Annotated in this window: 22 protein-coding genes; 10 read left to right on the top strand and 12 right to left on the bottom strand. The window is 70.6% G+C overall.

Annotation, left to right across the window (positions count from 1 at the left end; translation table 11 throughout):
- Positions 1 to 10: 10 nt before the first annotated feature.
- A complete protein-coding gene (locus KRR26_RS19075; RefSeq protein ID WP_217080475.1) occupies positions 11 to 1,051 on the bottom strand; it encodes an aminoglycoside phosphotransferase family protein in 1,041 nt (346 codons plus the stop codon).
- 280 nt (positions 1,052 to 1,331) lie between these two features.
- On the opposite strand from KRR26_RS19075, the gene KRR26_RS19080 reads away from it, so the two are divergent.
- Complete coding sequence (locus tag KRR26_RS19080; RefSeq protein WP_120202126.1) at positions 1,332 to 2,699, top strand: pyridoxal-phosphate dependent enzyme; 1,368 nt, start codon at positions 1,332 to 1,334, stop codon at positions 2,697 to 2,699.
- A gap of 75 nt (positions 2,700 to 2,774) precedes the next feature.
- Here the strand turns inward: KRR26_RS19080 and KRR26_RS19085 are convergent, their stop codons facing one another.
- The 3 genes from KRR26_RS19085 to KRR26_RS19095 are packed head-to-tail and all read right to left on the bottom strand — an operon-like array spanning position 2,775 to position 5,188.
- Positions 2,775 to 3,221, bottom strand: coding sequence for a MaoC family dehydratase (locus KRR26_RS19085; RefSeq protein ID WP_120202128.1), 447 nt, complete (start codon positions 3,219 to 3,221; stop codon positions 2,775 to 2,777).
- 3 nt (positions 3,222 to 3,224) lie between these two features.
- Positions 3,225 to 4,370, bottom strand: coding sequence for a cystathionine gamma-synthase (locus tag KRR26_RS19090; RefSeq protein ID WP_120202130.1), 1,146 nt, complete (start codon positions 4,368 to 4,370; stop codon positions 3,225 to 3,227).
- Positions 4,371 to 4,426: 56 nt separating this feature from the next.
- On the bottom strand, positions 4,427 to 5,188 hold the full coding sequence (locus KRR26_RS19095) for a crotonase/enoyl-CoA hydratase family protein (RefSeq protein ID WP_120202132.1): 762 nt from the start codon (positions 5,186 to 5,188) through the stop codon (positions 4,427 to 4,429).
- A gap of 123 nt (positions 5,189 to 5,311) precedes the next feature.
- On the opposite strand from KRR26_RS19095, the gene KRR26_RS19100 reads away from it, so the two are divergent.
- Positions 5,312 to 6,316 carry a class I SAM-dependent methyltransferase gene (locus KRR26_RS19100; RefSeq protein WP_236068782.1) on the top strand — a complete coding sequence of 335 codons (1,005 nt, stop codon included), beginning with the start codon at positions 5,312 to 5,314 and terminating at the stop codon, positions 6,314 to 6,316.
- A gap of 4 nt (positions 6,317 to 6,320) precedes the next feature.
- Here the strand turns inward: KRR26_RS19100 and KRR26_RS19105 are convergent, their stop codons facing one another.
- Positions 6,321 to 7,505, bottom strand: coding sequence for a DUF7107 domain-containing protein (locus tag KRR26_RS19105; RefSeq protein WP_120202360.1), 1,185 nt, complete (start codon positions 7,503 to 7,505; stop codon positions 6,321 to 6,323).
- Between the two features lie 153 nt (positions 7,506 to 7,658).
- On the opposite strand from KRR26_RS19105, the gene KRR26_RS19110 reads away from it, so the two are divergent.
- Positions 7,659 to 8,411, top strand: coding sequence for an RNA polymerase sigma factor (locus tag KRR26_RS19110; RefSeq protein ID WP_328707169.1), 753 nt, complete (start codon positions 7,659 to 7,661; stop codon positions 8,409 to 8,411).
- Positions 8,398 to 10,089 carry a FecR domain-containing protein gene (locus tag KRR26_RS19115; RefSeq protein ID WP_217080476.1) on the top strand — a complete coding sequence of 564 codons (1,692 nt, stop codon included), beginning with the start codon at positions 8,398 to 8,400 and terminating at the stop codon, positions 10,087 to 10,089. Before KRR26_RS19110 ends, KRR26_RS19115 begins: the two co-directional genes overlap by 14 nt.
- On the opposite strand, the gene KRR26_RS19120 is transcribed toward KRR26_RS19115, so the two are convergent.
- Entirely contained in the window at positions 10,061 to 10,603 is a 543-nt protein-coding gene (locus KRR26_RS19120) for an FxsA family protein (RefSeq protein WP_217080477.1), read from the bottom strand. The genes KRR26_RS19115 and KRR26_RS19120 overlap by 29 nt on opposite strands.
- 116 nt (positions 10,604 to 10,719) lie before the next feature.
- The gene (locus tag KRR26_RS19125) at positions 10,720 to 11,214 is read right to left on the bottom strand and encodes a hypothetical protein (protein WP_233576590.1); all 495 of its coding nucleotides are present in this window, start codon (positions 11,212 to 11,214) and stop codon (positions 10,720 to 10,722) included.
- Positions 11,215 to 11,318: 104 nt separating this feature from the next.
- On the opposite strand from KRR26_RS19125, the gene KRR26_RS19130 reads away from it, so the two are divergent.
- The 3 genes from KRR26_RS19130 to KRR26_RS19140 are packed head-to-tail and all read left to right on the top strand — an operon-like array spanning position 11,319 to position 14,263.
- Positions 11,319 to 12,605: a class I SAM-dependent rRNA methyltransferase gene (locus tag KRR26_RS19130; RefSeq protein WP_120202142.1), complete on the top strand. Its 1,287-nt coding sequence runs from the start codon at positions 11,319 to 11,321 to the stop codon at positions 12,603 to 12,605.
- Positions 12,606 to 12,665: 60 nt separating this feature from the next.
- Positions 12,666 to 13,148, top strand: coding sequence for a YkgJ family cysteine cluster protein (locus tag KRR26_RS19135; RefSeq protein ID WP_120202145.1), 483 nt, complete (start codon positions 12,666 to 12,668; stop codon positions 13,146 to 13,148).
- A 2-nt stretch (positions 13,149 to 13,150) separates the two neighbouring features.
- The gene (locus KRR26_RS19140; protein WP_120202147.1) at positions 13,151 to 14,263 is read left to right on the top strand and encodes a glycerate kinase; all 1,113 of its coding nucleotides are present in this window, start codon (positions 13,151 to 13,153) and stop codon (positions 14,261 to 14,263) included.
- 22 nt (positions 14,264 to 14,285) lie between these two features.
- Here KRR26_RS19140 and KRR26_RS19145 read toward each other — a convergent pair whose 3' ends face one another.
- Both KRR26_RS19145 and KRR26_RS19150 read right to left on the bottom strand, forming a co-directional pair.
- Positions 14,286 to 15,260 carry a nicotinamidase gene (locus KRR26_RS19145; protein ID WP_120202149.1) on the bottom strand — a complete coding sequence of 325 codons (975 nt, stop codon included), beginning with the start codon at positions 15,258 to 15,260 and terminating at the stop codon, positions 14,286 to 14,288.
- Positions 15,261 to 15,274: 14 nt separating this feature from the next.
- Positions 15,275 to 16,720 carry a nicotinate phosphoribosyltransferase gene (locus KRR26_RS19150; RefSeq protein ID WP_120202151.1) on the bottom strand — a complete coding sequence of 482 codons (1,446 nt, stop codon included), beginning with the start codon at positions 16,718 to 16,720 and terminating at the stop codon, positions 15,275 to 15,277.
- A gap of 124 nt (positions 16,721 to 16,844) precedes the next feature.
- On the opposite strand from KRR26_RS19150, the gene KRR26_RS36890 reads away from it, so the two are divergent.
- Complete coding sequence (locus KRR26_RS36890) at positions 16,845 to 18,146, top strand: energy transducer TonB family protein (RefSeq protein ID WP_236068784.1); 1,302 nt, start codon at positions 16,845 to 16,847, stop codon at positions 18,144 to 18,146.
- A gap of 127 nt (positions 18,147 to 18,273) precedes the next feature.
- Complete coding sequence (locus tag KRR26_RS19160; RefSeq protein WP_120202153.1) at positions 18,274 to 18,867, top strand: MmcQ/YjbR family DNA-binding protein; 594 nt, start codon at positions 18,274 to 18,276, stop codon at positions 18,865 to 18,867.
- 57 nt (positions 18,868 to 18,924) lie between these two features.
- Here KRR26_RS19160 and KRR26_RS19165 read toward each other — a convergent pair whose 3' ends face one another.
- Genes KRR26_RS19165 through epmA form a run of 3 tightly spaced genes read right to left on the bottom strand, consistent with a single transcriptional unit; the run spans position 18,925 to position 21,370 of the window.
- Complete coding sequence (locus KRR26_RS19165; RefSeq protein WP_233576594.1) at positions 18,925 to 19,629, bottom strand: inorganic pyrophosphatase; 705 nt, start codon at positions 19,627 to 19,629, stop codon at positions 18,925 to 18,927.
- On the bottom strand, positions 19,626 to 20,366 hold the full coding sequence (locus KRR26_RS19170; RefSeq protein ID WP_217080478.1) for a lysophospholipid acyltransferase family protein: 741 nt from the start codon (positions 20,364 to 20,366) through the stop codon (positions 19,626 to 19,628). Before KRR26_RS19170 ends, KRR26_RS19165 begins: the two co-directional genes overlap by 4 nt.
- Entirely contained in the window at positions 20,363 to 21,370 is a 1,008-nt protein-coding gene (gene epmA / locus KRR26_RS19175; protein ID WP_120202157.1) for an EF-P lysine aminoacylase EpmA, read from the bottom strand. Before epmA ends, KRR26_RS19170 begins: the two co-directional genes overlap by 4 nt.
- Before the next feature lie 30 nt (positions 21,371 to 21,400).
- Here epmA and KRR26_RS19180 point away from each other — a divergent pair, with 30 nt between their 5' ends.
- On the top strand, positions 21,401 to 23,170 hold the full coding sequence (locus KRR26_RS19180) for a chromosome segregation protein SMC (RefSeq protein WP_236068785.1): 1,770 nt from the start codon (positions 21,401 to 21,403) through the stop codon (positions 23,168 to 23,170).
- Positions 23,171 to 23,233: the final 63 nt, after the last annotated feature.

A 23,233-nucleotide genomic window follows, 5' to 3' on the forward strand; every position in this document is an offset into this window, starting at 1 on the left:
ACGCGGGCGCTCAGGGCGCCAGCTCGGGAACGTACTTCGCGATCAGCGCCTGGAGTCCCGCCAGCTCGGGCCGCCGCGCGAAGGCGGCGCGCACGTAGCGCAGGCTCGCGGGGATGGACACCAGGAAGCCCGGGTTGCCCTTCACGCGGTGGATGAACTCGAAGCGGCCCGCATCCTTCAGCTTGCGCTGGATGGTGAGCAGGTCGAAGAACGCCTTGAACGACGGCGCGTCGATGGCCTCTCCGCTCAGCGCGCTGAACGTGGCGATGTAGCGGTCCAACATCGCGTCCACGAAGTCGCGGTCCAGCTCCACGTAGCTGTCGCGCAGGAGCGCCACGAGGTCGTACTGGCGCGGGCCCTGGAGCGCGTCCTGGAAGTCGATGACGACCAGCTCGCTCTCCTTCACCATGATGTTGCGGCTCTGGTAGTCGCGATGCGTGAAGCCCTTGGGCGCCGCCGCGAGCTGCCGCGCGATGTCCCGGAACGTCGCATCGAGCTGCGCCCGCTCCGCGTCCGTGGGCTTCTGGCCGCTCCAGGCCTCCAGGCCCCACTCGCGGAAGTGGTGCAGCTCCCAGTCGTACAGGTCCTCGTCGAACGCGCGCGTGAAGGCGAGGCAGTCCGCGTCGGGCCTCTGCTCGGCCTGGAAGCGCAGGTGCGCCAGCAGGTCCACCGCGCGGGTGTAGAGCGCCTCCTGGTGCTTGCCGCCCTCCAGCGCGGACTCGAAGGTGATGTCGCTCAGGTCCTCCAGCACCATCATCCCGGCGGGCTCGTCGTAGCGGACAATCTCCGGCACGCGCACCCCCAGCGTCTTCAAATACCGGTGCACGTTGACGAAGGGCAGCTCCTTGGGCGGCTCCCCCTTGGTGGCCTCCTCGCTCTTCTTCGTCGCGTCGAGTGGCATCACCATCACCACCCAGCTCTCCGGGGGCTGGCCGACGCGGTAGTAGGAGCGGTTGCTCGCATCGCCCTTGAGCTTCTTGACGGGGGCGTGCGGCACGGGACGGCCCATGGCCAGTCCCACCTGGTCGCGCAGGGCGGCCTCGATGTCCATCACAGGAAGGTTCTCCAAACGGAGGAAATTGCAGGGTCCGCGCCGAGTATGGGAGCCAGGGCGATCCGGGTCAAAGTCCCCGTTTCCGAGGCCCCCAGGGGCCCGGCCGGCTGTCTCCTACGCGACGGGCCTTGCGGCGAGGGCCGAGCGAACGGGCCCTCCCCTCGCCCTCGGACGTACGCGGCCGGACGCGTCAGGAAGGGCAAGTCCCACGGGCATGTTTCCCCTGGAAGGCCCGGAGCATATAAGCCCTCGCGAACCCCCTTTTTCGGAAGCCCTGATGGACATCCACGACACCATTCTCTCCGCCATTGGCCACACGCCGCTGGTCAAGCTCAACAAGCTCGTCGGACCCAACGACGCGACCGTGCTCGTCAAGTGCGAGTTCATGAACCCGGGCGCGTCCATCAAGGACCGCATGGCCCTCTACATCATCGAGAAGGCCGAGCGAGAGGGGAAGCTCAAGCCGGGCGGAACCATCGTGGAGAACACGTCCGGCAACACCGGCATGGGCGTGGCGCTGGCCGCGGCGGTCAAGGGCTACAAGTGCATCTTCACCATGCCGGACAAGATGTCCCTGGAGAAGATCAACCGCCTGAAGGCGCTCGGCGCGCAGGTGGTGGTGACGCCGACGAACGTGCCGGCCGAGGATCCGCGCAGCTACTACGAGACGGCCAAGCGGCTGCACCGCGAGACGCCGGGCGCGTTCATGCTGAACCAGTACCACAACCCGGACAACATCGAGGCCCACTACCACACGACGGGCCCCGAGATTTACGAGCAGACCGGCGGCAAGTTCGACTACTTCGTGTCGGGTCTGGGCACCGGCGGCACGATGAGCGGCGCGGGCAAGTTCCTCAAGGAGAAGATGCCCGGCCTGAAGAACGTGGGCGTGGACCCCGAGGGCTCCGTCTACGAGGGCTACTTCAAGACGGGCAAGCTCACCGAGCCGCACGTCTACAAGGTCGAGGGCATTGGCGAGGACATGCTGTGCGGCGCCATGAACTTCAAGGTCCTGGACGACGTGCGGCAGGTGGATGACCGCCAGTGCTTCATCGCCGCCCGGCGGCTCGCGCGCGAGGAGGGCATCTTCGCGGGTGGCTCCTCCGGCGCCGCAGTGCACGTGGCGGTGCAGCTGGCCAAGGAAGTCGGCAAGGGGAAGACCATCGTCGTCGTCCTGCCGGACTCGGGCAGCAGCTACATCAGCAAGTTCCACTCGGATGAGTGGATGCGCGACAACGGCTTCGCCGAGGAGAAGGGCGCGGGCACGGTGCGCGACATCATCGGCGACAAGCCGCGCGAGCTGAAGACGGCGCGCCGCGGTGACCGCGTGGACCACGTGGTGGAGACCATGCGCGGCCACGGCATCAGCCAGATGCCCGTGGTGTCGGACGACGGTCGCGTGTCCGGCATGGTGCACGAGGTGGACCTGCTCAACGCGCTGGTGGCCGGCAAGGTGAAGTTCACCGACACCATCGAGCCCATCGTCGCGCCGCTCCAGGGCGCCGTGGCCCCCGAGACGAGCATCACCCGCCTGCGGGAGATCTTCGCCAAGGACAACGTGGCCGTGGTGAAGCAGGGCGAGAAGGCCATCGCCATCGTGACGAAGATCGACCTCATCGACTTCCTGCACCGCACGGCGGCGTAGTCACGCGCGCCCGCGCGATGCGGTCCCTCGGGCCTCCAGGCTCCCTGATGCGGGGAGCTGGAGGCCCGCGGTGTTTCAGGCCGGTGGGCGACGCGCGAACAGGGCGTTGGCGATCTCCGTCATCACCACCTCGCCCTTCTGGTTGCTCACCTGGAAGCGGAACTTGAACGAGCCACGGTCCGCCTTGCTGCGCGAGGGCTGCTTCTCGAGGAGCTCCACGCGCACCGACAGCGCATCGCCGGGGCGCACGGGCTTGAGCCAGCGCAGCTCATCCACGCCCGGCGAGCCCATGCTGGCGGCCTTGCCCAACAGCCCCTCCACCACCAGCCGGTGGCAGATGGCGGCGGTGTGCCAACCGCTGGCGATGATGCCGCCGAAGATGCTCTGGCGCGCGGCCTCGTCATCCACGTGGAACGGCTGCGGATCGAACTGCTTCGCGAACGCGAGAATCTCCTCGCGCGTCACGACGTGCGGTCCGCACTCGCTCACCTCGCCGACCTCGAAGTCCTCGAAGTAGCGCATGGCCTACTTCACCGAGGCGAGCGCCTGGGACAGGTCGTCGATGAGGTCCTGCGCGTCCTCGATGCCGACGGACAGGCGGATGAAGCCATCCGCGATGCCCAGCTTCTCGCGCGTCTCGCGGGGCACCGAGGCGTGCGTCATGATGGCCGGGTGCTCGATGAGCGACTCCACGCCACCGAGCGACTCGGCGCACGCGAACACCTTCACCGTCTTCAGGAAGGTGCGCGCGGCCTCCAGCCCGCCGTGGATGTCGAACGTCAGCATGCCGCCGAAGCCCTTCATCTGCTGGCGCGCGAGCGCGTGCTGCGGGTGCGTCTCCAGGCCCGGGTAGGTGACCTTCTTCACCTTCGGGTGGGTGGTGAGGAACTGGGAAATCTTCATCGCGTTCTGCGCGTGGCGGTCCATGCGCACGTGCAGCGTCTTCACGCCGCGCAGCACGAGGAAGCTGTCGAACGCGCCCGACACGCCGCCCACCGCGTTCTGCAGGAAGTACATCCGCTCGGCGATGTCATCGCGGTTGGTGCAGACGAAGCCGCCCACCACGTCGCTGTGGCCGTTGAGGTACTTGGTGGTCGAGTGGACGACCACGTCGAAGCCCAGGTCCAGCGGGCGCTGGAAGTAGGGCGTCATGAACGTGTTGTCCGCGACGGCGAGGATGCCCCGCTTCTTCGCCACCTCCGCGATGCGGCCCAGGTCGATGAGCTTGAGCATCGGGTTCGTCGGAGACTCCACCCAGACCATCTTCGTCTTCGGGGTGATGGCCGCCTCGAAGTTCTCCGGCTTGGACAGGTCCACGAAGGAGAACTGCAGGCCCGAGCGCTTGAAGACCTTGTCGAAGATGCGGAACGTGCCGCCGTACACATCGTCGGAGACGATGACGTGGTCACCGGCCTCCAGCATGTGCATCATCATGTCGGTGCCCGCGAGCCCCGAGGCGAACGCGGCGCCGTACTTCGCCCCTTCCAGCGCGGCCAGGCAGTCCTGCAGCGCCTTGCGCGTGGGGTTCTGCGTCCGGCTGTACTCGTAGCCCTTGTGCTCCCCGGGGCCGTCCTGGACGTAGGTGGAGGTCAGGTAGACCGGCGTCATGATGGCGCCAGTGGTGGGGTCCGGCTCCTGGCCGGCATGAATCGCGAGCGTGTCGAAGCGCATGGGTCGCGAACTAACACACTCGTCGTCCGCGCGCATCGCTCGCGCCCGAGCGGTGTCTACTCGAAGCGGCCGTGCCGCCCCGCCCCTCGGGCGAAGCGCGTCGCGCCCGCCAGCGACTCGGACTCCAGGACCTTCACGCCCTCCTGGAACTCGTGCCGCAGCGCGTCCTCCAGCGACAGGTCCGCCTGGGTGTAGGCCGAGCGGCGGTCCGCGTTCATGCACGCCTGGGGAAAGCCGGCGAGCTGCTGCGCCAGGGCCTCGGCGGCCTCGCGCCCCTGCCCCCTCGGCACCACACGGTTGACCAGGCCCATGCCGAGCGCCTCCTGCGCGGACACCGGCCTGCCCGTGAGGATGAGGTCCAGCGCGCGCGACAGCCCGATGAGCCGGGGGAGCCGCACGGTGCCCCCGTCGATGAGCGGCACCCCCCAGCGCCGACAGAAGACGCCCAGCACGGCCTCCTCCTCCGCCACGCGCAGGTCGCACCAGAGCGCCAGCTCCAGGCCCCCCGCGACGGCATGGCCCGCGAGGGAGGCCACCACGGGCTTGCTCAAGAGCATGCGTGAAGGCCCCATGGGGCCATCGCCCTCGGGCTCCAGGCGGAGCAGGCGCCCCTCTGCCACGGCCTTGAGGTCCGCGCCCGCACAGAATGTCCCCGCATCGCCGTGCAGCACGCCCACGCGCGCGTCGGGGTCCGCGTCGAACGCGCGGAAGGCCTCCGCCAGGGCGTGCGCGGTGTCGCGGTCCACCGCGTTGCGGACCTCGGGTCGCTCCAGGATGACCGTGGTGACGGGGCCCTGCTTCTCGACGCGCACGCTCATGGCCCGGGTTTTCCCTCGCTCGCCCCCTGGGCGTCCATGGGAAGTCGCGCGCCGTGCATCACGGCGCTTGCCGGATGACGGCGAGTCGGGAATGAGGGGCCCGGACAGGAAGGACACGAGGACATGACGCAGCCATCAGACCCACGCGAGCCCGCCCCCGGAGCCTCGGCCTCTTCCGGAGGAATGTTCGAGAACCGCCTGCGCAAGAACGCGAAGCGGCTGCGCAAGTGGGCTCAGGCCCAGGGCCTCACCGCCTTCCGCGTCTACGACCGTGACGTGCCCGAGTACCCCTACGCGGTGGACCTGTACGGCGACCACGCGCACGTCGTGGAGTATCCGCGCCGCCGGGCCCTGCGCGACGGGACCACCGAGACGCAGCGCGAGGAAGTGCTCGCCGCGGTCACCTCGGTGCTGGCCATTCCGGCCGAGCGGATCCGCGTGAAGACGCATACCCCGCAGCCGTGGGGTCGCTCGCAGTACGGCCGGGTGGGCCAGGGCAGCGAGCGCTTCACGGTGGAGGAGCAGGGCCTGAAGTTCTGGGTGAACCTGGGCGACTACCTGGACACGGGCCTCTTCATGGACCACCGCAACACGCGCGCGCGCGTGCGCTCGGAGGCGCGGGGGCTGCGCGTCCTCAACCTGTTCGCGTACACGGGCGCCTTCACCGTCTACGCTGCGGCGGGTGGCGCGCGGAGCACGGTGACGGTGGACCTGTCCAACACGTACCTCGACTGGGCGGAGGAGAACCTCGCGCTCAACAAGCTGGCGGACGCGCGACACGTGCTCATCCGCGCCGACGCGAAGGCGTGGTTGGAGGCGCAGGCGCGCGACGGCTCGGAGCGCTTCGACCTGGTGGTGTGCGATCCCCCGTCGTTCTCCACGTCCAAGCGGATGGCGGGCTCGTTCGACGTGCAGCGCGACCACGTGCGGATGCTGGAACACCTCCGGGCCGTGCTGGCTCCCGGAGGTGTCCTCTACTTCTCCACCAACTACCTCGGCTTCGAGCTGAAGGAGTCCGCCACGCGCGGCATGCAGCACGTGGAGGAGCTCACGCCCGGCTCCATCCCCGAGGACTTCCAGCGCAAGGAGATCCACCGCTGCTGGCGCATGGTGGCCCCCTCGCGCTGAAGCACTACAGCCAGCAGACCTTGTCCTGACAGTGCTCGCCCGCCGGGCACTCGCAGTTGGCCACGCACGCCTTGCCGCTGCCCTGATTCACCGGGGCGCAGAAGCCGCTGGCGCAGACGTTGCCGGCAGGGCACTCGCAGTTCACGCGGCACACGGTGCCGGTGCCCGCATCCGGCACGGGCTGCGACGCGGGCTTGCAGTAGCCCTTGGCGCACACCTGTCCCGACGGACAATCGCAGTTGGCCTCGCAGCTGGTGCCTCCGCCCGTGCCCGCGTCCGGAGCCGGAGGCGTGCGGCAGTGTCCATTGGTGCACACCGCGCCCGAGGGACAATCACAGTTCGCGGCGCACGCCGTGCCCTCGTCGGGAGGAGGCGTGGGCGACTTGCAGAAGCCGTTGGTGCAGACATTGCCCGCCGGGCACTCGCAGTTGGCCTTGCACGTGCCGCTCGCGGGGATGGGCATGCAGTAGCCGATTTCGCACTTCGCGTCAGACGGGCACTCGGTGGTGGAGGCGCACGGCGCGCGGCACTGGCCATTGACGCAGTCCTTGCCCCCGGGGCACTGAGCGGCGGTCGTGCACGCGTTCGGGTCCGGCGGACGCGGGCGGCACACGCCATACACACACATATCCGTGGCGGCGCACTGTGAATCCTTGTCACAGCCCTGGAAGCACTGATTGTTGATGCAGTAGTTGCCCGCGCCACAATCCGTGTTCAGGCGGCACGCGGGAGTCCCCGCATCCACGGGAGTGCCCCCGTCCGTCGGCGTGCCTGCGTCGGGCCTGGTGCCCGCGTCCGGCTTGCTGCCCGCGTCGGGGCGCGAGGGCGTGCCCGCGTCATAGATGACGGGGGACTGCTCACAGTAATTGTCCTTGCAGGTGCTGCCAGCGGCGCAGTCCGAGCTCCGCGAGCAGGGCTGGTTGCAGTAGCCATTGATGCACGTCTTGCCCGAGGCACAGTCCTTGGAGAACGTGCATGTCTGGGCATTGGGCGGAATGTCACGACACGAGCCCGCGCGACAGTACTGACCGGCGCGACAGTCCGAGGCGTCGAAGCACGTGTGGGACGAGCCGTCGTCCGGGCACCAATCATCGTCGGTGCCTCGGGTATCGACGATGCAGCCAGGAAGGGCAAAGAGCAACGCGAGCAGTGGCACGAGCCACGGTCCGCGCGCAGCGGTGTTCCGCATCAAGGGGGACTCCGGGAGCAAGAAGGGGTCCGGTCCGGCCACCGGGCAGGTTCTCCGGTTTCGCCCTACTTCGACGCGGGAAGTCCCTGAATTGATCAAAATTATTTTTGATCTCTTTTCCACGCTCCGGAGACCCAGGGACTCGGAGGTAGTGTGCCCACCTGGACCATTCACACGGACGGCGGGGTGCTCCTGGACCGGAGCACGACCTGGCGCGTCCCCGAGGGGGGAACCCCGGTGTTCTTGCGTGGAGCCCGCGCCCGGCTGTCGACCCGCGGGCCCGAGGCACGCCCTGGGCTCAACGACCCCACCTCGCCGCCCAGCGCGGATGAGGCCCAGCTCCAGCTCTGGGTGCGCCGCCTCCAAGAGGGAGACACGTCCGCGTTCGAGCTGCTGTATGCCCACACGCGGGTGGACGCCGCGCGCACCCTGCGCCACCTGGTGGGCAACCGCGTGGACGTGGAGGACCTGCTGCAGGAGGCCTACCTGCGGCTGCTCACCGCGGTAAAGGGCTTCCGAGGTGAGGCGCGCTTCCAGACGTTCTTCTATCGGGTATGCGCCAACGTGGCGCTCAGCCACCTGCGTTGGAAACGGCGACGTCCCGAGGACCCCTTCGCCGAACCTCCCGAGTCCATCTCTCCCGGAGAGAGTCCCGAGCGCGCCGCGGAGCGCCGACAGGCCCAGCGGTTGGTGGAAGCCGCGCTGGAGCGCCTCAAGCCCAAGAAGCGCATCGTCTTCGTCTACCACGAGCTGTGCGGCATGAGCCCGGATGAGATTGCCCTGGCCGTGGGAAGCTCGGTCAACACCGTGCGCAGCCGCCTGCACCACGCCCGACAGGAGTTCACCCAGGCCATGCAGCACCAGCTCGACAACCGGCGCGGCGGAGGCTCGCATGGGACGCCATGAGACGCAGGCGCTGTGGGCGCTCGCCGCGGACGAGCTGCGTCCGGAGGAGCGCGCACGTGTGCAGGCGCACGTGGCGGACTGCGCCGAATGCGCCCAGGCACTCGCCCAGGTCCACGAGGCCCGCGCCGCGCTCGCCCAGACGCGCGAGGCCGTGCCGGCCGTGCGCTGGGCCCAAGTGGACGCGAAGCTGCGCGAGGAAGCGGCCCGGCACCTCGCGAGGCCTTCCTTCGGCTGGCGGAGCCTGAGCCTTTCCGGGGCGTTGGGCGCCGCGTGTCTGCTCGCGCTGCTGGTGTGGTGGCTGCCCCATCGCGCGCCGTCAGGGCCCTCCCCTTCCGAGCCGGTGCGCGTGGCGGAGACCTTGCCCGCGCCGCTGCCGCTCAGCCCTCCGCCGCCACCTCCGAGCATGCCGGAGCCCGCTCCCGCCCTCGCGATGACCGAGACCGAGAGCGCCACGGGGGCACTGCTGCGCGAGGCGAATGCGCCAGGACAAGCGCCCACGGCGGAGCAAACTCTGGCGCCGGGCATGCGGCTGCGCTCGGGCATGGCGGTGCGCACGCCCGGGAAGTCCACCGCGCTGCTGCGCCTGCCGGACGCGAGCCGCGTGCGCTTGTCCGGAGGAAGCGACGTCGTGCTCGCCCAAGCGGAGCCCCACGCGGTGCATCTCGTGGTGCGCGAGGGACGGCTGGCCGTACAGGCCTCGCATGCGCCACGCAGTGGCTTCACGGTCGAATCGGCGGGCCTCCGCGTTCACGTGGTGGGCACGGTGTTCTCCGTCGAGCGCTCACGCCACGGCGTCTCCGTCGCGGTGCTGGAGGGACGCGTGCGGGTGGAAGCCCAGGGCCAGCCGCCGCGCTTCCTCGGCGCCGGGGAGCGCTTCGAGGTCCGCGCGGATGGCCAGTCGCCCCGAGGGCACACGCTGTCCGCCGAGGACCAGCTGGCCTTCCGCGAGCTGGCCGGACTGCCGCCAGCGCATGCGCTCACGACGAAGCCCACGGCGGAGAGGGCGCAGCCCACCTCGGAGCCCGTGGCCCAGGTGCTCCCGCCGACAGTCCCCGTCACGCCGGAGGCTCCCGCCCCTCCGGTGGACTCCGCGCCGCGCGCCCACGAGGACGCGGACGAGTTCGAACCGTATCCCGCGGCCTCTACTGCTTCGCCTGGGGCCAGCGCCGCCCTGGCCTTGAACACGCCAGTTGCAGCGCCTTCGGAGCCGCCGCCGCTGACGCGGGCCCCGCCCGTGTCGCGAGGCTTGGGCGGATTGATTCCTGGCGGCCTGATGGCCTCGGACGCGGATGAGCGGTTCCTCGGGTACGCGCGCGTGCACGCCATCACCCGCACCTGCGAGGGCTTCCTCGTGGGCCTCCAGGAGATCGCCGAGCACAGCCCCCGCGAGGAGCATCGCGAACAGGCGCGCTACCTGCGTGCACGCTGCTTCAAGGTGCGGCAACACACGACCTCGGCCGAGGACGAGTACCGGCGCTACCTGAGCGAGTTCCCCAACGGGCGCCATGCCTCCGAGGCGCGGGCCGCGATTCCGCCTCCCCCGGTTCCACTCCCTTCAAACGAGGACCGGCGCCCCGCCACCACTCCGCCCCGCGTGACGCCGTCCGGCACGCCGTGGCCCCGCACGCCGGAGGGACCGCGCCCGGCGGTCAACCCCGGGGCTCGTCGTCCGTGGTGAACTCCGCGTCCACCTCGCCCGAGGCGCCACGATGGGATGACTCGCTCCGCGGGAAGGACGTGGGGCGCTCACCAGGAAAGGACGTGGGCCCGTCGCCCTCGAAGTCCGTGGGTACGCCCACGCGGACCTGCGTCACCCGCAGCGAGCCGTCCCGCATGCGGCGCTCCAGCGAGCGACGCGCATGCTTCGACACGAAGCGGCGCACCGGCGGCAACATGAGCAGCACGCCCGCGAGGTCGGTGAGGATTCCGGGAGCGATGAGCAACGCGCCGCCCAGGAGCACCAGCGCGCCGCTCAGCAGCCCCTCCTCCGGCATCCGCCCCCGAGCGACGGCCTCGCGCCAGCCGTCGAAGACCTGACGGGCCTTCCACCGCGCGACGACGCCCCCGACCAGCGCCGAGGACACGAGCAGGAAGAGCATCGGCACGAGCCCGATGTGCCGCCCGATGACGACGAGCAGGTACAGCTCCAGCACAGGGACGAGGATGAGGGCGGCGATGAGGAACCGGAGCACACCTCCACCCTAATGCCAGGACGGCGGCGGTGCTCGCACCATCCGTGCCTCGGAGCGGGCTCGCGCGCGTGGAGCGGCGGCGCGCGCCCCGCTTGGACGCCGGGTGGACGCGCGGCCTATCGGCCGTTGAGTCGGTCGATGAGGGCGCCCACGACGAAGTACAGGACGATGAAGGCGCCGATGGCGAACGCCACGAAGCGCGTGCCGGGCGAGAAGCCCTGCGGCTCGGGCATGGCGTAGGAGGCACCGATGGCCTCGGGCAATCCGGCCACCTCGCCCGCGTAGCGCGCGGTGCGCGCGTACTGCTCCACCACCGGCTCCGCGTCCCGGGCCTCCAGGGCCCGACCGAGCTGGGGGTCGAACAAGCGGGCGCCCGCCGCGACCGCCAGCGCGGCGGCCTCCACCACGGTCGCGCGCATCAGCTCATTGCGCTCGGACAAGGGGACGCGCAGCTCGGTCGCGACCACCTGTCCGGCCTCGCGCAACACCCCCACCTCCACGTCCCCATCGGGCAAGCGCCACACGCGCTGGCCGTCGGGGCGGAGGACCACGGAGCGCTCGGCGAGGAGCGCATCCACCCGCGCCGCGTCGTAGGCGGTCCCGGGCGTCATCGTCTGCAGGAGCAACTCGTATCTCACGCGGGTTGCGAGTATACGCCGCGCGAGGTGTTCCACCCCATGCCCTCCCCTTCCCCCCTCTCGCCCCCCGGAGCGTCGTGACGAAGCCCCCTCCCCATCGCCGCTCAGGCCCGCCTTCCGCCTCCGGCCGGGGCCGTCCACCGCCCCGCCCCGAGAAGCTGGCCCCCGACCGCACCACCCCGGACCTGGGCCCGGATGGCACGCCCCAGGTCGCCCTCGTGCGCCGGGGCGTCGAGCGCTGGCAGGCCGGTCACCCGTGGATCTACCGCGCGGACCTCAATGGCGACCCGGCCCTCGCGGGCGGCGAGGTCGTTCGCGTCGTCGATGGGCGCGGCTGGTTCATCGGCAAGGCGCTCTACTCGAAGCACTCGAAGATTTCGCTCCGCTGGCTCAGCTACGACGACGTGGCCGTGGACGCGGACTTCTTCCGCCAACGCCTCCAGTCCGCGAACGCGCTGCGCCAGCAGGCCCTGCCCGGCGAGCAGACCTACCGGCTCGTGCACGGCGAGGCGGATGGCCTGCCGGGGCTCGTGGTGGACCGCTACGGCGACTACCTCAGCGCGCAGTTCCTCGTGCCCGCCATGGAGCAGCGCAAGGAGCTCATCGCGGACCTGCTCGAGGAGCTGCTGCACCCGCGCGGCATCGTGAACCGCTCGGACGTGGGCGTGCGCGCGCTGGAGGGACTGCCGCAGGAGAAGGGCCTGTTGCGCGGCGCCCTGCCCCCGGGCCCCGTCTCCTTCGACGAGGGACTGGTGCGCATGCGCGCGGACCTGCTGGAGGGACAGAAGACGGGCGCCTTCCTGGACCAGCGCGAGAACCACGTGATGGCCGCGCAGTACGCCTCGGGCGACGCGCTGGACTGCTTCAGCTACGTGGGCGGGTTCGCGCTCCAGCTCGCCACGCGCGCGCGCCACGTCACCGCCGTGGAGATCTCCGAGGCGGCCGGCGCGCAGCTGCGCGACAACGCCGCCGCCAACAAGCTCTCCAACCTGGACGTGGTGACGGCCAACGCGTTCGACTTCCTGCGCGACGCGGTGGACGAGGGCCGGCGCTTCGACACCATCGTGTTGGATCCGCCCTCGTTCGCGAAGAACAAGGACGCCATCGCGGCGGCGGTGCGTGGCTACAAGGAGATCAACCTCCGCGCGCTCCAGTTGCTCAAGCCCGGCGGCATCCTCATCTCCGCGAGCTGCACGTACCACGTGGATGAGCAGGCCTTCGAGGACATGCTCGCCTCCGCCGCCGCGGACGCACGCCGGCGCGTGCAAATCATCGAGCGACGCGGCGCGGGCCGCGACCACCCGGTCCTCCTCAATCTGCGTGAGACGCGCTACCTGAAGTGTTTCGTCCTGCGCGTGCTATGAAGTCAGGGCCGACCCATGGAGTCGACCTCCGGGGACCCGACGTGAGAGACCGGGCCAGCGATGTGGAAGCAAGACTGGGACGAGGATGATGGCGAGCCGCCCCCCGGCGGGTCACGGGCGTGGGAGCGCGCGCTGCGCGAGGTCCGCGCCGTGTACCGCCAGGCGGACGCGGCCTATGCCCCGTTCTCGTGTCCGGCCAGCGGCGAGTGCTGCCAGCTGTCCCGCACGCAGCGGCAGCCCTGGCTGTGGGCGCCCGAGTGGAAGCTGCTGACGACGGGCCGAGAGCTTCCGCCGCCCCGAGCCGACGGCGGCTGTCCCTTCCTGGATGCGGCGGGTCTCCGCTGCACGGTGTACGCGGACCGGCCCTTTGGCTGTCGCACGTTCTTCTGTGAGCGCATCCGGGGCCCCGCGCGGCAGCCCGCGGAGGCCGTGGCCGCGATGTTGGAGCGGCTGGAGCGGGTGTCCCGACGCATGGAGCCCACGCTCACCGGACCGCGTCCCATCCTCGAGTGGTATTCGCGAACCCAGACCCAGGCGCCCTGACCGTGATTCGTCCCCGCTGGCTCGTCGCCCCGCAGGAATTCAAAGGCACCCTCCGCGCCGCCGAGGCCGCGAACGCGATGGCCGAGGGCGTGCGCTCGGTCTCGCCCGAGGTGGTGTTGGACATCGCGCCGCTGGCGGATGGCGGGCCTGGGACGGTGGACGCGCTGCTGGAGGGCACGCGAGGCGAGCGTCGCCGCGTGGTGGTGCGTGGCCCGATGGGAACGCCCGTCGAGGCGAGCTGGGCCCTGCTGGATGACGGTCGCACCGCCGTGGTGGAGATGGCCGCGGCCTCGGGCCTGTCCCTCCTGCCCACGTCCGGGCACGACGCACGCCATGCCTGCACCCATGGGACGGGCGAGCTGATGCGCACCGCGCTCGACTCGGGCTGTGAGCGGCTCATCGTCGGGCTGGGCGGCAGCGCGACCACCGATGGCGGCAAGGGCGCGTTGGAGGCGCTGGGCTATCGCTTCCTGGACGCCTCGGGGCGGACGCTGCGACCCGGCGGCGCGTCCCTGGTGGACCTGTCGCGGGTGGACGCCTCGGGGCGACATCCGGCGCTCGGGCGCGTGGAGCTGCTCGTCGCCACGGACGTGAGCGCGCCGCTGCTGGGCCCTGATGGTGCCGCGCGGTTGTTCGGGCCGCAGAAGGGCGCGGACGCCGCGGCCGTGGAGGAGCTGGAGACGGCGCTCGCGAGGCTCGCCGCGGTCGTCGGAGAAGGCCCTGCGCAGCGCGCGGGCGCGGGCGCGGCGGGCGGCCTGGGTTACGGGCTGGCCGCGCTGGCGGGAGGACGGCTGGTGTCCGGCTACGAGCTGGTCGCGCGAGCGTTGGGCCTGGAGCGGCGCGTCCTGCTCGCGGACGTGGTGCTGACGGGCGAAGGGCAGTTCGACCGCCAGACCTCGCTGGGCAAGGGCCCTGGAGCGCTGGCGCAGCTCGCGCGCGAGCACGGCACGCAGGTGGTGCTCTTCGCGGGCTCGGTGCGGCGAGAGGACGGACTCAATCCATCCCTGTTCCATCAAGTCGTGGACCTGTCCGCCGCCCCCACGACGACAGACACCCCCGCGGGCATCCTGCGCGAAGCCGCGGCACGGTGGGCCGCGGCACGACTGGGGCACTGAGCCCCAGCAGGCGGCGCGAAACTCAGAGGTCCAGCGAGTCCGTGGTGCGCACCACGCGCATGCCCGCCCGAGCGAAGTCGCGCACCGCCGCGTCCGCCACGCGGGGGAAGTCGAGCGCGGGAGGCAGCGGCTCCAACGGCGGCGCGGGCACGGGGCTCATCGCATCTTCGAGGATGTGGATGCGCCCCATCTTCGACGGGTCCGTCTGCTCGATGTGCTGCTGGAGGTCCCGCAGCGTGGAGAGCACACAGTGGGACTTCGCCTGTCCGAAGACGTAGACGCGCTCGAACGACATCAGGTGCTCGAAGAGGCGCGTGTTGAACTCGCCGACCTTCTGGCCGCGCACCTCCGTCACCTCGGGCGCCAGCACGGAGTAGTTCTCCGTGAGCGGATGCTCGCCCTTCAGCTCGAAGTGCGTGGGTGTGTCGCGCACGAGGGCGTGGAAGAGGCTGGCCTCGTACATCGCGGGGACGAGCCCGTGACTCTGTCCTCCCAAGAGCGCGTGGTAAGGCCAGATGGTGAGGACGTACCGCCCGCTGGCCTCCAGCCGCTCGCAGTACGCGAGGCTCTCCTCGGGATGACGCGTGGCGGTCCAGACACCGGAGCGCACCGCGTCCGCGGTGATGACCGTCAGCGCCGGAGGCGGAAGCCCCCGAGCGTCGCGCCACCACGCGGGATGAAAGATTTGAAAGGCGCGGTGCGTGTCGAGCGAGAACACCAACGCCGTGAGCCGATCCAGATGGCCATGCAGCCACCGCAGCGTCCGCTGCGTGTCCTCGACGGCGCCGGGAACGAAGAGGCTCGCGCCCGGCGTGCAGAAGGCCACCTGCGCGTCGATGCCGAACGCGGCGATGCGCACCGCGTCTTCGCGCGCGGGTCGGATGCGGTGCTCGGCCGCATAACGCCGAGCCTCCTCGGCGACCTCGGCGGCGCGCTCCAGGTAGAGCTGGCTGACGCGCGCGTCGTCGTGAAACCGGGGCATGGGCAGCAGGGCCATGGCGTCCTCCTCCTTCAGCGTCCGTAGGGGAAGTGGCGGCGCGTGAGGTCCTGCACGAGCGCCTGCGTCGCGGGGGAGTACCCCACGCGCGCATCCTCGGGCGCGACGCTCTGCGCCCCCACCAGCGACGGCGTCTCGGGCGCGGACTCCATCAGCGGGAAGTAGCCCTCCGGCACCGCCTCGCCCTCCTGCGCCACCAGCCCGATGGGCCCCGAGCCGCTCCGACGACGCAGCAGCACCGGCGCGCCCGGGATGCTCTGCTTGCCCTCGGCCAGCTCGTTGCCGAACTTCATCACCGGCGTGCTCCCCGTGCGCGACAGCTTGTAGATGGCCGCCACGCGATCGCGCGTGAACGGGCACCCCATGGCCTTCGCGACGATGTGACCGCCGTAGCCATAGAACTGCGCGGAGGGCTCCCACCCCACCTGGCGCCGCAGCTCCTCGAACTCGCGCGTGGCCTCCGCATCCAAGCCGTCCTCCAGGATGTTGACCGGACGGATGCCCAGGTCGCGCGCGCGCGTGACCGCATAGAGGTACTGGAGCTTCTTGTTGCCCGAGTCGAAGCGGATGGAGTCCCCCGCGCCCGGGTCCTCGCTGATGAGCTTGAAGGCCGCGGGCACGCCCGAGGTGAGCGTGTCGAAGGTGTCCAGGAGATAGCTGGAGCGCTGCGGTCGGCGCTCGCGAATGGCGCGGAACGCCACCTCGTCCGAGCCGTACCGCTGCACGTGCTCGTGGCCCATGGTGCCCACGGGAATCATCCCGAGCTTGCTCGCCATCGCCACGTTGCTCGTGCGCTGCACGCCCGCGTCCTTGCACGCGCGCAGCGCCAGCTCGTGCTGCTCCATGCATGTGGCCGCGCGCAGGCCCACCTCGAAGATGCGCGCGGGGTCCTCCACCACGTCCACCAGCTCCTTCACCAGCGCGCGAACCCGGCGCGAGTACCCCTCGGCGTCCACCGTGATGGCGACCGGCTTGACGCCCACCGCGTCGAGCGTCTCCAGCGCGATTCTCTTCTGCTCCTCGCAAGTGACGACCGACAACGCGCGCGCGAGCCCCTCGCGGTCCGTCAGCGCCTGCGTGGCCACCTGCACGCGGTAGTTGAGTTGCAACAGCAACGGCTCTACCCATGACACCAGGGCCGAGGGGCCCGTCAGGGTGAAGATGGGCTCGCGCGGATAGAAGAGCGCGCCGCGCGGAATGGCGCGGACCGTGAGCCGCTCGCGGCGGAGGATGGCGGCCTTGAAGCCCACGCCCATCTCGTAGTCGTAGCGGGCCAGGTACTCGTAGTCGTCGGGCCCGGGCGTGGGGAGGAGGTCCCGGACGAACGCCTCCACGTCCAGCGGCATGACCTGCAGCCCGCCCTTGCGGTGCGCGTAATAGAAGGTCTCCTGGCGAAGCGGCCAGCCGGCCTCCGCCATGCTGAACTTGTAGCCATCCGTCGCGAGCAGCGATGTCGCCATTCCTGGGGGTGCTCCCTTCCGTTGCCCAGGAGACTAAGCGCGGTGGGCGCATGTTTCACCATTCCGCGTTCGGCGGGAGTGACACACGGCCTCGCTTGCCTCACCAGCCATGATGCCGGCGCCTATGCGACGCCTGCTTCTGCCGCTCGGATTGAGCCTCGGGGCGCACGTGGCGCTCGGCTGGGCGCTCGCGCGGCGCGCTCCGTCCGCGCCCTCTGGGCTGCTGAGCCCCACGGGCCCCGCCGCCCCAGGTTGGCTCGCCGTGGAGATTCGCGCCCCGGTCCCACCGCGTGTCTCTCCTGCGCCCGCCCCCACCGCCGGCCCCCTGGCGCAGCCCACCCAAGCCCCTGCCCACGCAGCGCCGCGGCACACGGCCACCGCGCCCGAGCCCCCACCCGAGGTCTCTCGCTCCGCTTCGCTCTCGCCCGCGCGCGCCTCGCCACGCCCTGGGTCCACTCCGCCCACCCCGGCGCACGAGACAGCGCCCCCGGCATCGACCGCGCCTGCTCGCGACACGCCCCTCGCGACAGCGCCGCCCCCACGGACGCCACCCGCGAGCGACGTGCCGCGCCTGGAGAATGACAGCCCCCGAGCAAGCCCCCCGCGCCTGAATCTGAGCCTTCCTTCCCAGCCCGCGGCGCAGGCCGGCGCACGCGTGCTCGTCGTGAGTCAGGACCTGGGGCGCGGCACGGGTGGCTCGGGGCCAGTGATGGCGCTGGACGCGGGCGTTCCACCTCCGGGCGCGCAGCGCGTGGTGGAGGACCTGGTCGCGGAGAGCATGGGGCGCGGCCGGGTGGAGCGCGGCCTCGTGGACCCTTACTTTCGCGCGCTGGGAAAGACGTTGATGCAGGCCTGGGACGCGGACCGCGCGGTGTCACGACAGGGCCTCAAGGGCTTCCTCGCCGAGGAGCGAGACAACTCGCGGGCGTTCGGCCAGATGTGGATGACCCATGCCGCCGCCTACGGTGCGACAGGCGCTCCCGTTGACGGGAAGACACTCGCCGCCGCGGGACGCCATGCCTCGGGCGAGCCCACGCATCCGAACCTGGACGTGGATCGCGAGCTTCGCGCACAGTGGGAAGCGCGGTTCCGAGACATCCGTTCCGCCGTCATCCGCGTGGAGCAGGACGCGGAGGGCGCGTTGCTCGACGTGCGGCTCGTCTCCCCGAGTCACGCGCCCGAAGTGGACCGTGAGGCGGTGAAGGATGTACGCGCCGCCGCGCGGATGCTGCCTCCGCCTCCACCCGAAGCCCTCCATGGCCGCGACCGCATCATCAGCCTCTGGCAGTTCGAACTGGTCATCTCCATCAGCCCGCCAGTACCGTCGTTCAGCTTCGAGTTCGACGAGGCCCTCGGCTTCATCGACCCGCGCATGCCCCTGGACCGCCGCATCTACAAACACGTCCGCTTGCTGGAAGTCCGCTGACGGCAGGTCCACGCCTACCCTTTTGCCGAGTGGCGTTCAGATTCCGTGAAATGACATTTCCAGCGCTAGGCCGCTTGTCCTACTCCTCCTAGTATTCATGCCTTCCATGGCAAACAAGGTTGCCCCGATGCCCGCGGATAAAGACACCCAGACTCAGAAGATCGAAGCCACCCTGCGCGAACACGCGATGAGCCATGCCGGCGCTCACGAGGACTTCCCGTGGGGACATCGCGCCATCAAGGTGAAGGACAAGACGTTCCTGTTCATGAGCGTGGACGGCGCGAAGCTGAGCCTGTCCGTCAAGCTGCCGGAGTCGGGCGGCGCGGCGCTGATGCTCCCCTTCACGCAGCCCGCCGACTACGGCCTGGGCAAGAGTGGCTGGGTGACGGCGCGCTTCGACTCGGGCGCGCAGGCGCCCGTGTCCGTGCTCAAGGCATGGATTGACGAGAGCTATCAGGCCATCGCGCCCAAGAAGCTGGCCGCGAAGGCGGAGCGCGGGAGCACCCCGAGCCGCGCCACCCGAGTGAAGGCCGCCGCGAAGAAGGCCGTGGCGAGCGTGAAGAAGGTCGCCAAGAAGGCCGTGGCCAAGGTGCGCGGCGCGACGAAGAAGGCCAGCCCCCCCAAGAAGGTGAGCCCGCCCAAGCGCCCCGCGCGCAAGGCCGCTCCAGCCCGGGGCAAGCGTCAGGCCGCGCCCACCGCGCGCCGCGCCCGCCGCTCGTAATCGCCCGTCCTCCGCGCTCCCCGACGTCCGCCGAGGGAGCGCGGCTCCGCGCGACGGCTACTTGCCGCTCTTCTTGCGCCGAGCAGGCGCGGGCGGAGGACTCGCGCGCCGCTTGGTGACGGGCGCGGGCTTCGGGTTGCCGAAGACGCGCTCGTAGTCCTTCATGCTGCGCTTGATGACCTCGAGCGCCTCGGGGCGGTCGTAGACCTCCGCGATGTCGACGCTGCGCTTTCCCTCGCCTGGCAGCTGCTTGTAGGTGAGGAAGTAGTGCTTGAGGCGATCCAGCAGCGGACGAGGCAGCTGCGCGATGTGCTGCAACTCGCCGTAGACCAGGTCGGACTCCAGCACCGCGATGATCTTGTCGTCGGCCTCGTTGCCGTCGACCATCCGGAAACCACCCACGGGCACCGCGCGCACCAGCAGGTTGCCGGTGGAGACGACCTTCTCCGTCAGCACGCAGATGTCGATGGGGTCACGGTCGCCGTGCACGTCCCGCATGCCCGTGCGCTCGGCGCAGCGCTTCGCCACCAGTTCGTCGCAGTACGTCTGCGGAATGAAGCCGTAGAGCGAGGGGCACTGGCTGCTGAAGCGCTGCGGCCGGTCCAACTTGAGGATGCCGGACTCCTTGTCCAGCTCGTACTTCACCGCGTCCGTCGGGACGATCTCGATGTACGCGGTGACGACTTCCGGTGCCTCGCTGCCCGGCGTGACGCCGTGCCAGGGATGCAACTGATAGCTGCTCTGCTGCGCTGTCTTCTTCATGGGATGTCTCCCGAGCGCTCGCGCGCCTCGGCGTAGAGCTGTGCGACCGCGCCTTCCAGGCGCCGGGTGAGCGCGTCGCGGCCTTCCATCGTGAGCCCCTGGGTGGGGATGGGCTCGCCCACCACCAGCGCCACGCGCTGGCCCCACCGGACAGCGCGGCTCCCCTTGGGCAGGATGAGCCGCGTCCCGGACACCGCCAGGGGAACCACGGGCACGCCGGCCTGGATGGCCAGCGTCGCCGCGCCCTTCTTGAACGGCTTCAGCTCCCCATCCGGGCTGCGCGTGCCCTCCGCGAAGAACAACACGCTGACGCGCTCGCGCACGGCCGTGACGGCTTCCGCCAACCGAGCGCGGTCCTCCTCGCCGCCGGTACGCCGCACCGGGATGTTGCCCGCGATGCGCAGGGCCGGGCCGAACACGGGGATGCGGAACAGCTCCTCCTTGGCCACGTAGCGCGTGTGCTTCTGGATGTACGCGAAGTTGAGGGGCGCGTCGTAGTGCGACTGGTGATTGCACACGAAGATGACGTTGCCCTCGCGCGGGATGTGCTCCAGCCCGTGGGCCTCATGGCGCACGCCCGCCGAGGCGAGCACCGCCTTGCCCCAGGTGTGCAGCGCCGCGTCCGCGGACGCGGGGGCGCCTCGCAGCGAGTGCGCCGAAACCACCACGGAGAACACGCCGGTGAGTCCCACCGCGGACGTCCCAGCGAAAGCCGTCTGGAGGAGAGCGCGAATCACACGAACTCGTGGGCGGGGAACAAGAGGACGTCCTCGATGCGCTGGACCCCCTGCAGCAGCATGAGGATTCGGTCGAGCCCCACCGCGATGCCCGCCGAGGGCGGCATGCGTCCGACCGCTTCCAAGAACCGCTCATCCAACGGATACACCGAGCGCCCCAACCGCCGGCGCAGCTCCTGCTCCTCCACCAGCCGCGCGCGCTGCTCCACCGCGTCCGTGAGCTCGGAGAACCCGTTCGCCAGCTCCAGCCCCTTCGCGTACAGCTCCACGCGCTCGGCCACCTGGGGCTCGCCCGGCTTCAGCCGCGACAGCGCGGCCATCGAGGCCGGGTACTCGATGAGGAACGTGGGCCGCTCATGGCCCAGCCCCGGCTCCACGCGCTGCAGGAAGAGGTGGAAGAACACGTCGTCAAAAGACTCGGCATCCCACGTGCGCACGCCCACCGCTTCGGCCGCCCGCTTCAACGAGCGCCCATCCGGATGCTCGCGCAGGTCCACGCCCGTGGCGCGCAGGACGGCGTCGCGCACCGTGAGCCGCTCGTAGGGCGTGCGCGTGAAGAAGGACGGGTCGGCGCCCGGTGCCCCGGGCGCCGCCGAGCGACCTGCCTCCGCCAGCGCCGCCTCCAGGTCCGCCATGATGGCGTGGTAGTCCGCCTGGGGCCGGTAGAACTCCAGGAGCGTGAACTCGGGGTTGTGCGTCGGCGACACCTCGCCGTTGCGGAACACCTTGCAGATCTGGAACAGCGGCCCGCTGTCGCCATCGGCGAGCAGGCGCTTCATCGCGTACTCGGGGCTGCTGTGCAGGTAGAGCGTCCGAGCACGACCCACGTCCGTCTCCGGCACGAACGGCGCCTCGAAGACGGTGATGTGCGGCTCCATGCCCGGCGCGGGCACGAGCAGGGGGGTGTCCACTTCCAAGTACCCCTGGCCAGTGAAAAAGCGGCGCAGGGCGGAGTAGAGGGCCTGGCGGCCCCGAGCAGCCCGCCATTGAGTGGGGTTGGGCATGGGCACGGCGGAAGTAACATGGGGCCCCGCATGCACCCAAGGATTCCCGCCCTCCTCGCCCTGGCGCTCTGCCTCACCGCGTGTCCCAAGGCACCTCCCGCGACACCGGTCCAGCCCGTCGGCGAGGCGCAGCGCCTGACCCAGGAGGTCCGAGCGCTGTCCCTGGAATCCGAGAAACTCCTTGAAGAACAGTATCGCCTCGTCTGGGTCTACTGGACGGAGGGCCGGCACGTGGACGTGGCCGGGACGTATGCGGGCAAGGAGGCGCTGTTCTCGCTGGAGAACCTGCGGAAGATCGATCGGCTGCGCCAGCTCACGAAGGACCCGCGTGAGCTGCGCGCGTTGACGGCGCTGCACAGCCACTTCGCGGGCGAGTACCTGTCGCACGCGCTCGCGGAGCTGAACGACGCGGCGGCCAACCTGGAGGCCTCGCTGACGCTCAGCGTGGACGGGCGCGAGGTGCGCTACCGCGACCTGGAGCGCCTGCTCGCAAACGAGCGCAGCGCGACGAAGCGGCGCGCGCTGTACGCGGCGGCCACCCCCGCGCTGGAGCGCCTGAACCAGACGCTGCGCCGCCGCGAGCTGCGCACCGAGGAGCTGGTGCGCGAGATGGGCTTCGAGTCCTACGAGGCCTTCGGCAGCGAGCTGCGGCAGACGGACCTGGAGCGGCTGGCGAAGCTGGCCGAGGAGATTCTCCAGGCGACGCAGGAGCCGTACCGCGTGGTGATGGAGCGCCTGAGCCAGCGCGAGCTGGGCCTGCCCTTCAACCAGATTACCCGCGCGGACATCCCGCGCCTGTTCCGCGCGCGCGAGGTGGAGGACGCGTTCCCCAAGGGCGAGGCGCTGCTCAAGGCGCACGGCACCGTGGCCGGCATGGGCATCGACCTGGACGCCATGCCCAACGTGAAGATCGACGCGCGCGACCTGCCCCGGAAGAACCCGCGTCCGCTGTCGCTGCCGGTGCAGGTGCCCGCCGACGTGCGGATGTCCTTCAAGCCGGGCACGGGCGTGTTGCATCAGGCGCGCGTGCTGCACGAGTTCGGTCACACGCTGCACGCGGCCTTCACCCAGGAGTCCCGCTTCGAGCTGGCGCGCCTGGGCAACCCCACGGTGGGCGAGGCGTACTCGGCGCTGTTCGAGGACCTGTTGGAGGACCCGGTGTGGCTCGAGGAGCACGCGGGCGTGATTGGCGAGCAGCGCGCGCAGTACCTGGCGGCCTCCAGCGCGCACAAGCTGTACCTCATCCGTCACGCGGCGGGCCGCCTGCTCTACCAGTTGGAGCTGCACCGGCGCGTGGAGGCGGATCCGAAGGAGCTGTATCGCACCCTCATGACGCGCACCGACGACGTGCCCATGAGCGACGAGGATGTCGCGCGCTATCTGGTGGACCAGGAGGACTTCTTCCAGTCCGCGGACAGCTTCCGCGCGTGGTTCCTCGCGGGGCAGCTCCAGGGGCAGCTCAAGGCGCGCTTCGGCCCCGCGTGGTGGCGCACGCCCGACGCGGGCGCCTTCCTCAAGGGCCTGTGGGCGCGCGGCAATGCCCTGTCCACCCGCGAGGTGGCCCAGGCGCTCGGGGAGCAGGGCATCGCGCCGGACGTGCTGCTGCTTCGCCTGGGCACCACGCTCCAGGTGCCCATGAAGCTGGACCTCAAGCGCATCGAGGACCTGCTGCCGCCCGCGCCCGGCCTGGAGAACTTCACCACGCCGCCCACGCCCGCCTCGCCGCCGCCCACGGGCGCGAAGCCCGCGCCCGGTCTGGAAAACTTCACCGCTCCGGCGAACACGGCCCCCGGCGCATGACGGCAAGCGGGCGCGCCGCGCGCGGAATCCTTTGCGTCCCCAGCGCTTGCACGTAGGGTGGGA

Origin of the sequence: Citreicoccus inhibens, from assembly GCF_019039035.1 — a bacterium.
Taxonomy (GTDB): Bacteria; Myxococcota; Myxococcia; order Myxococcales; family Myxococcaceae; genus Citreicoccus; species Citreicoccus inhibens.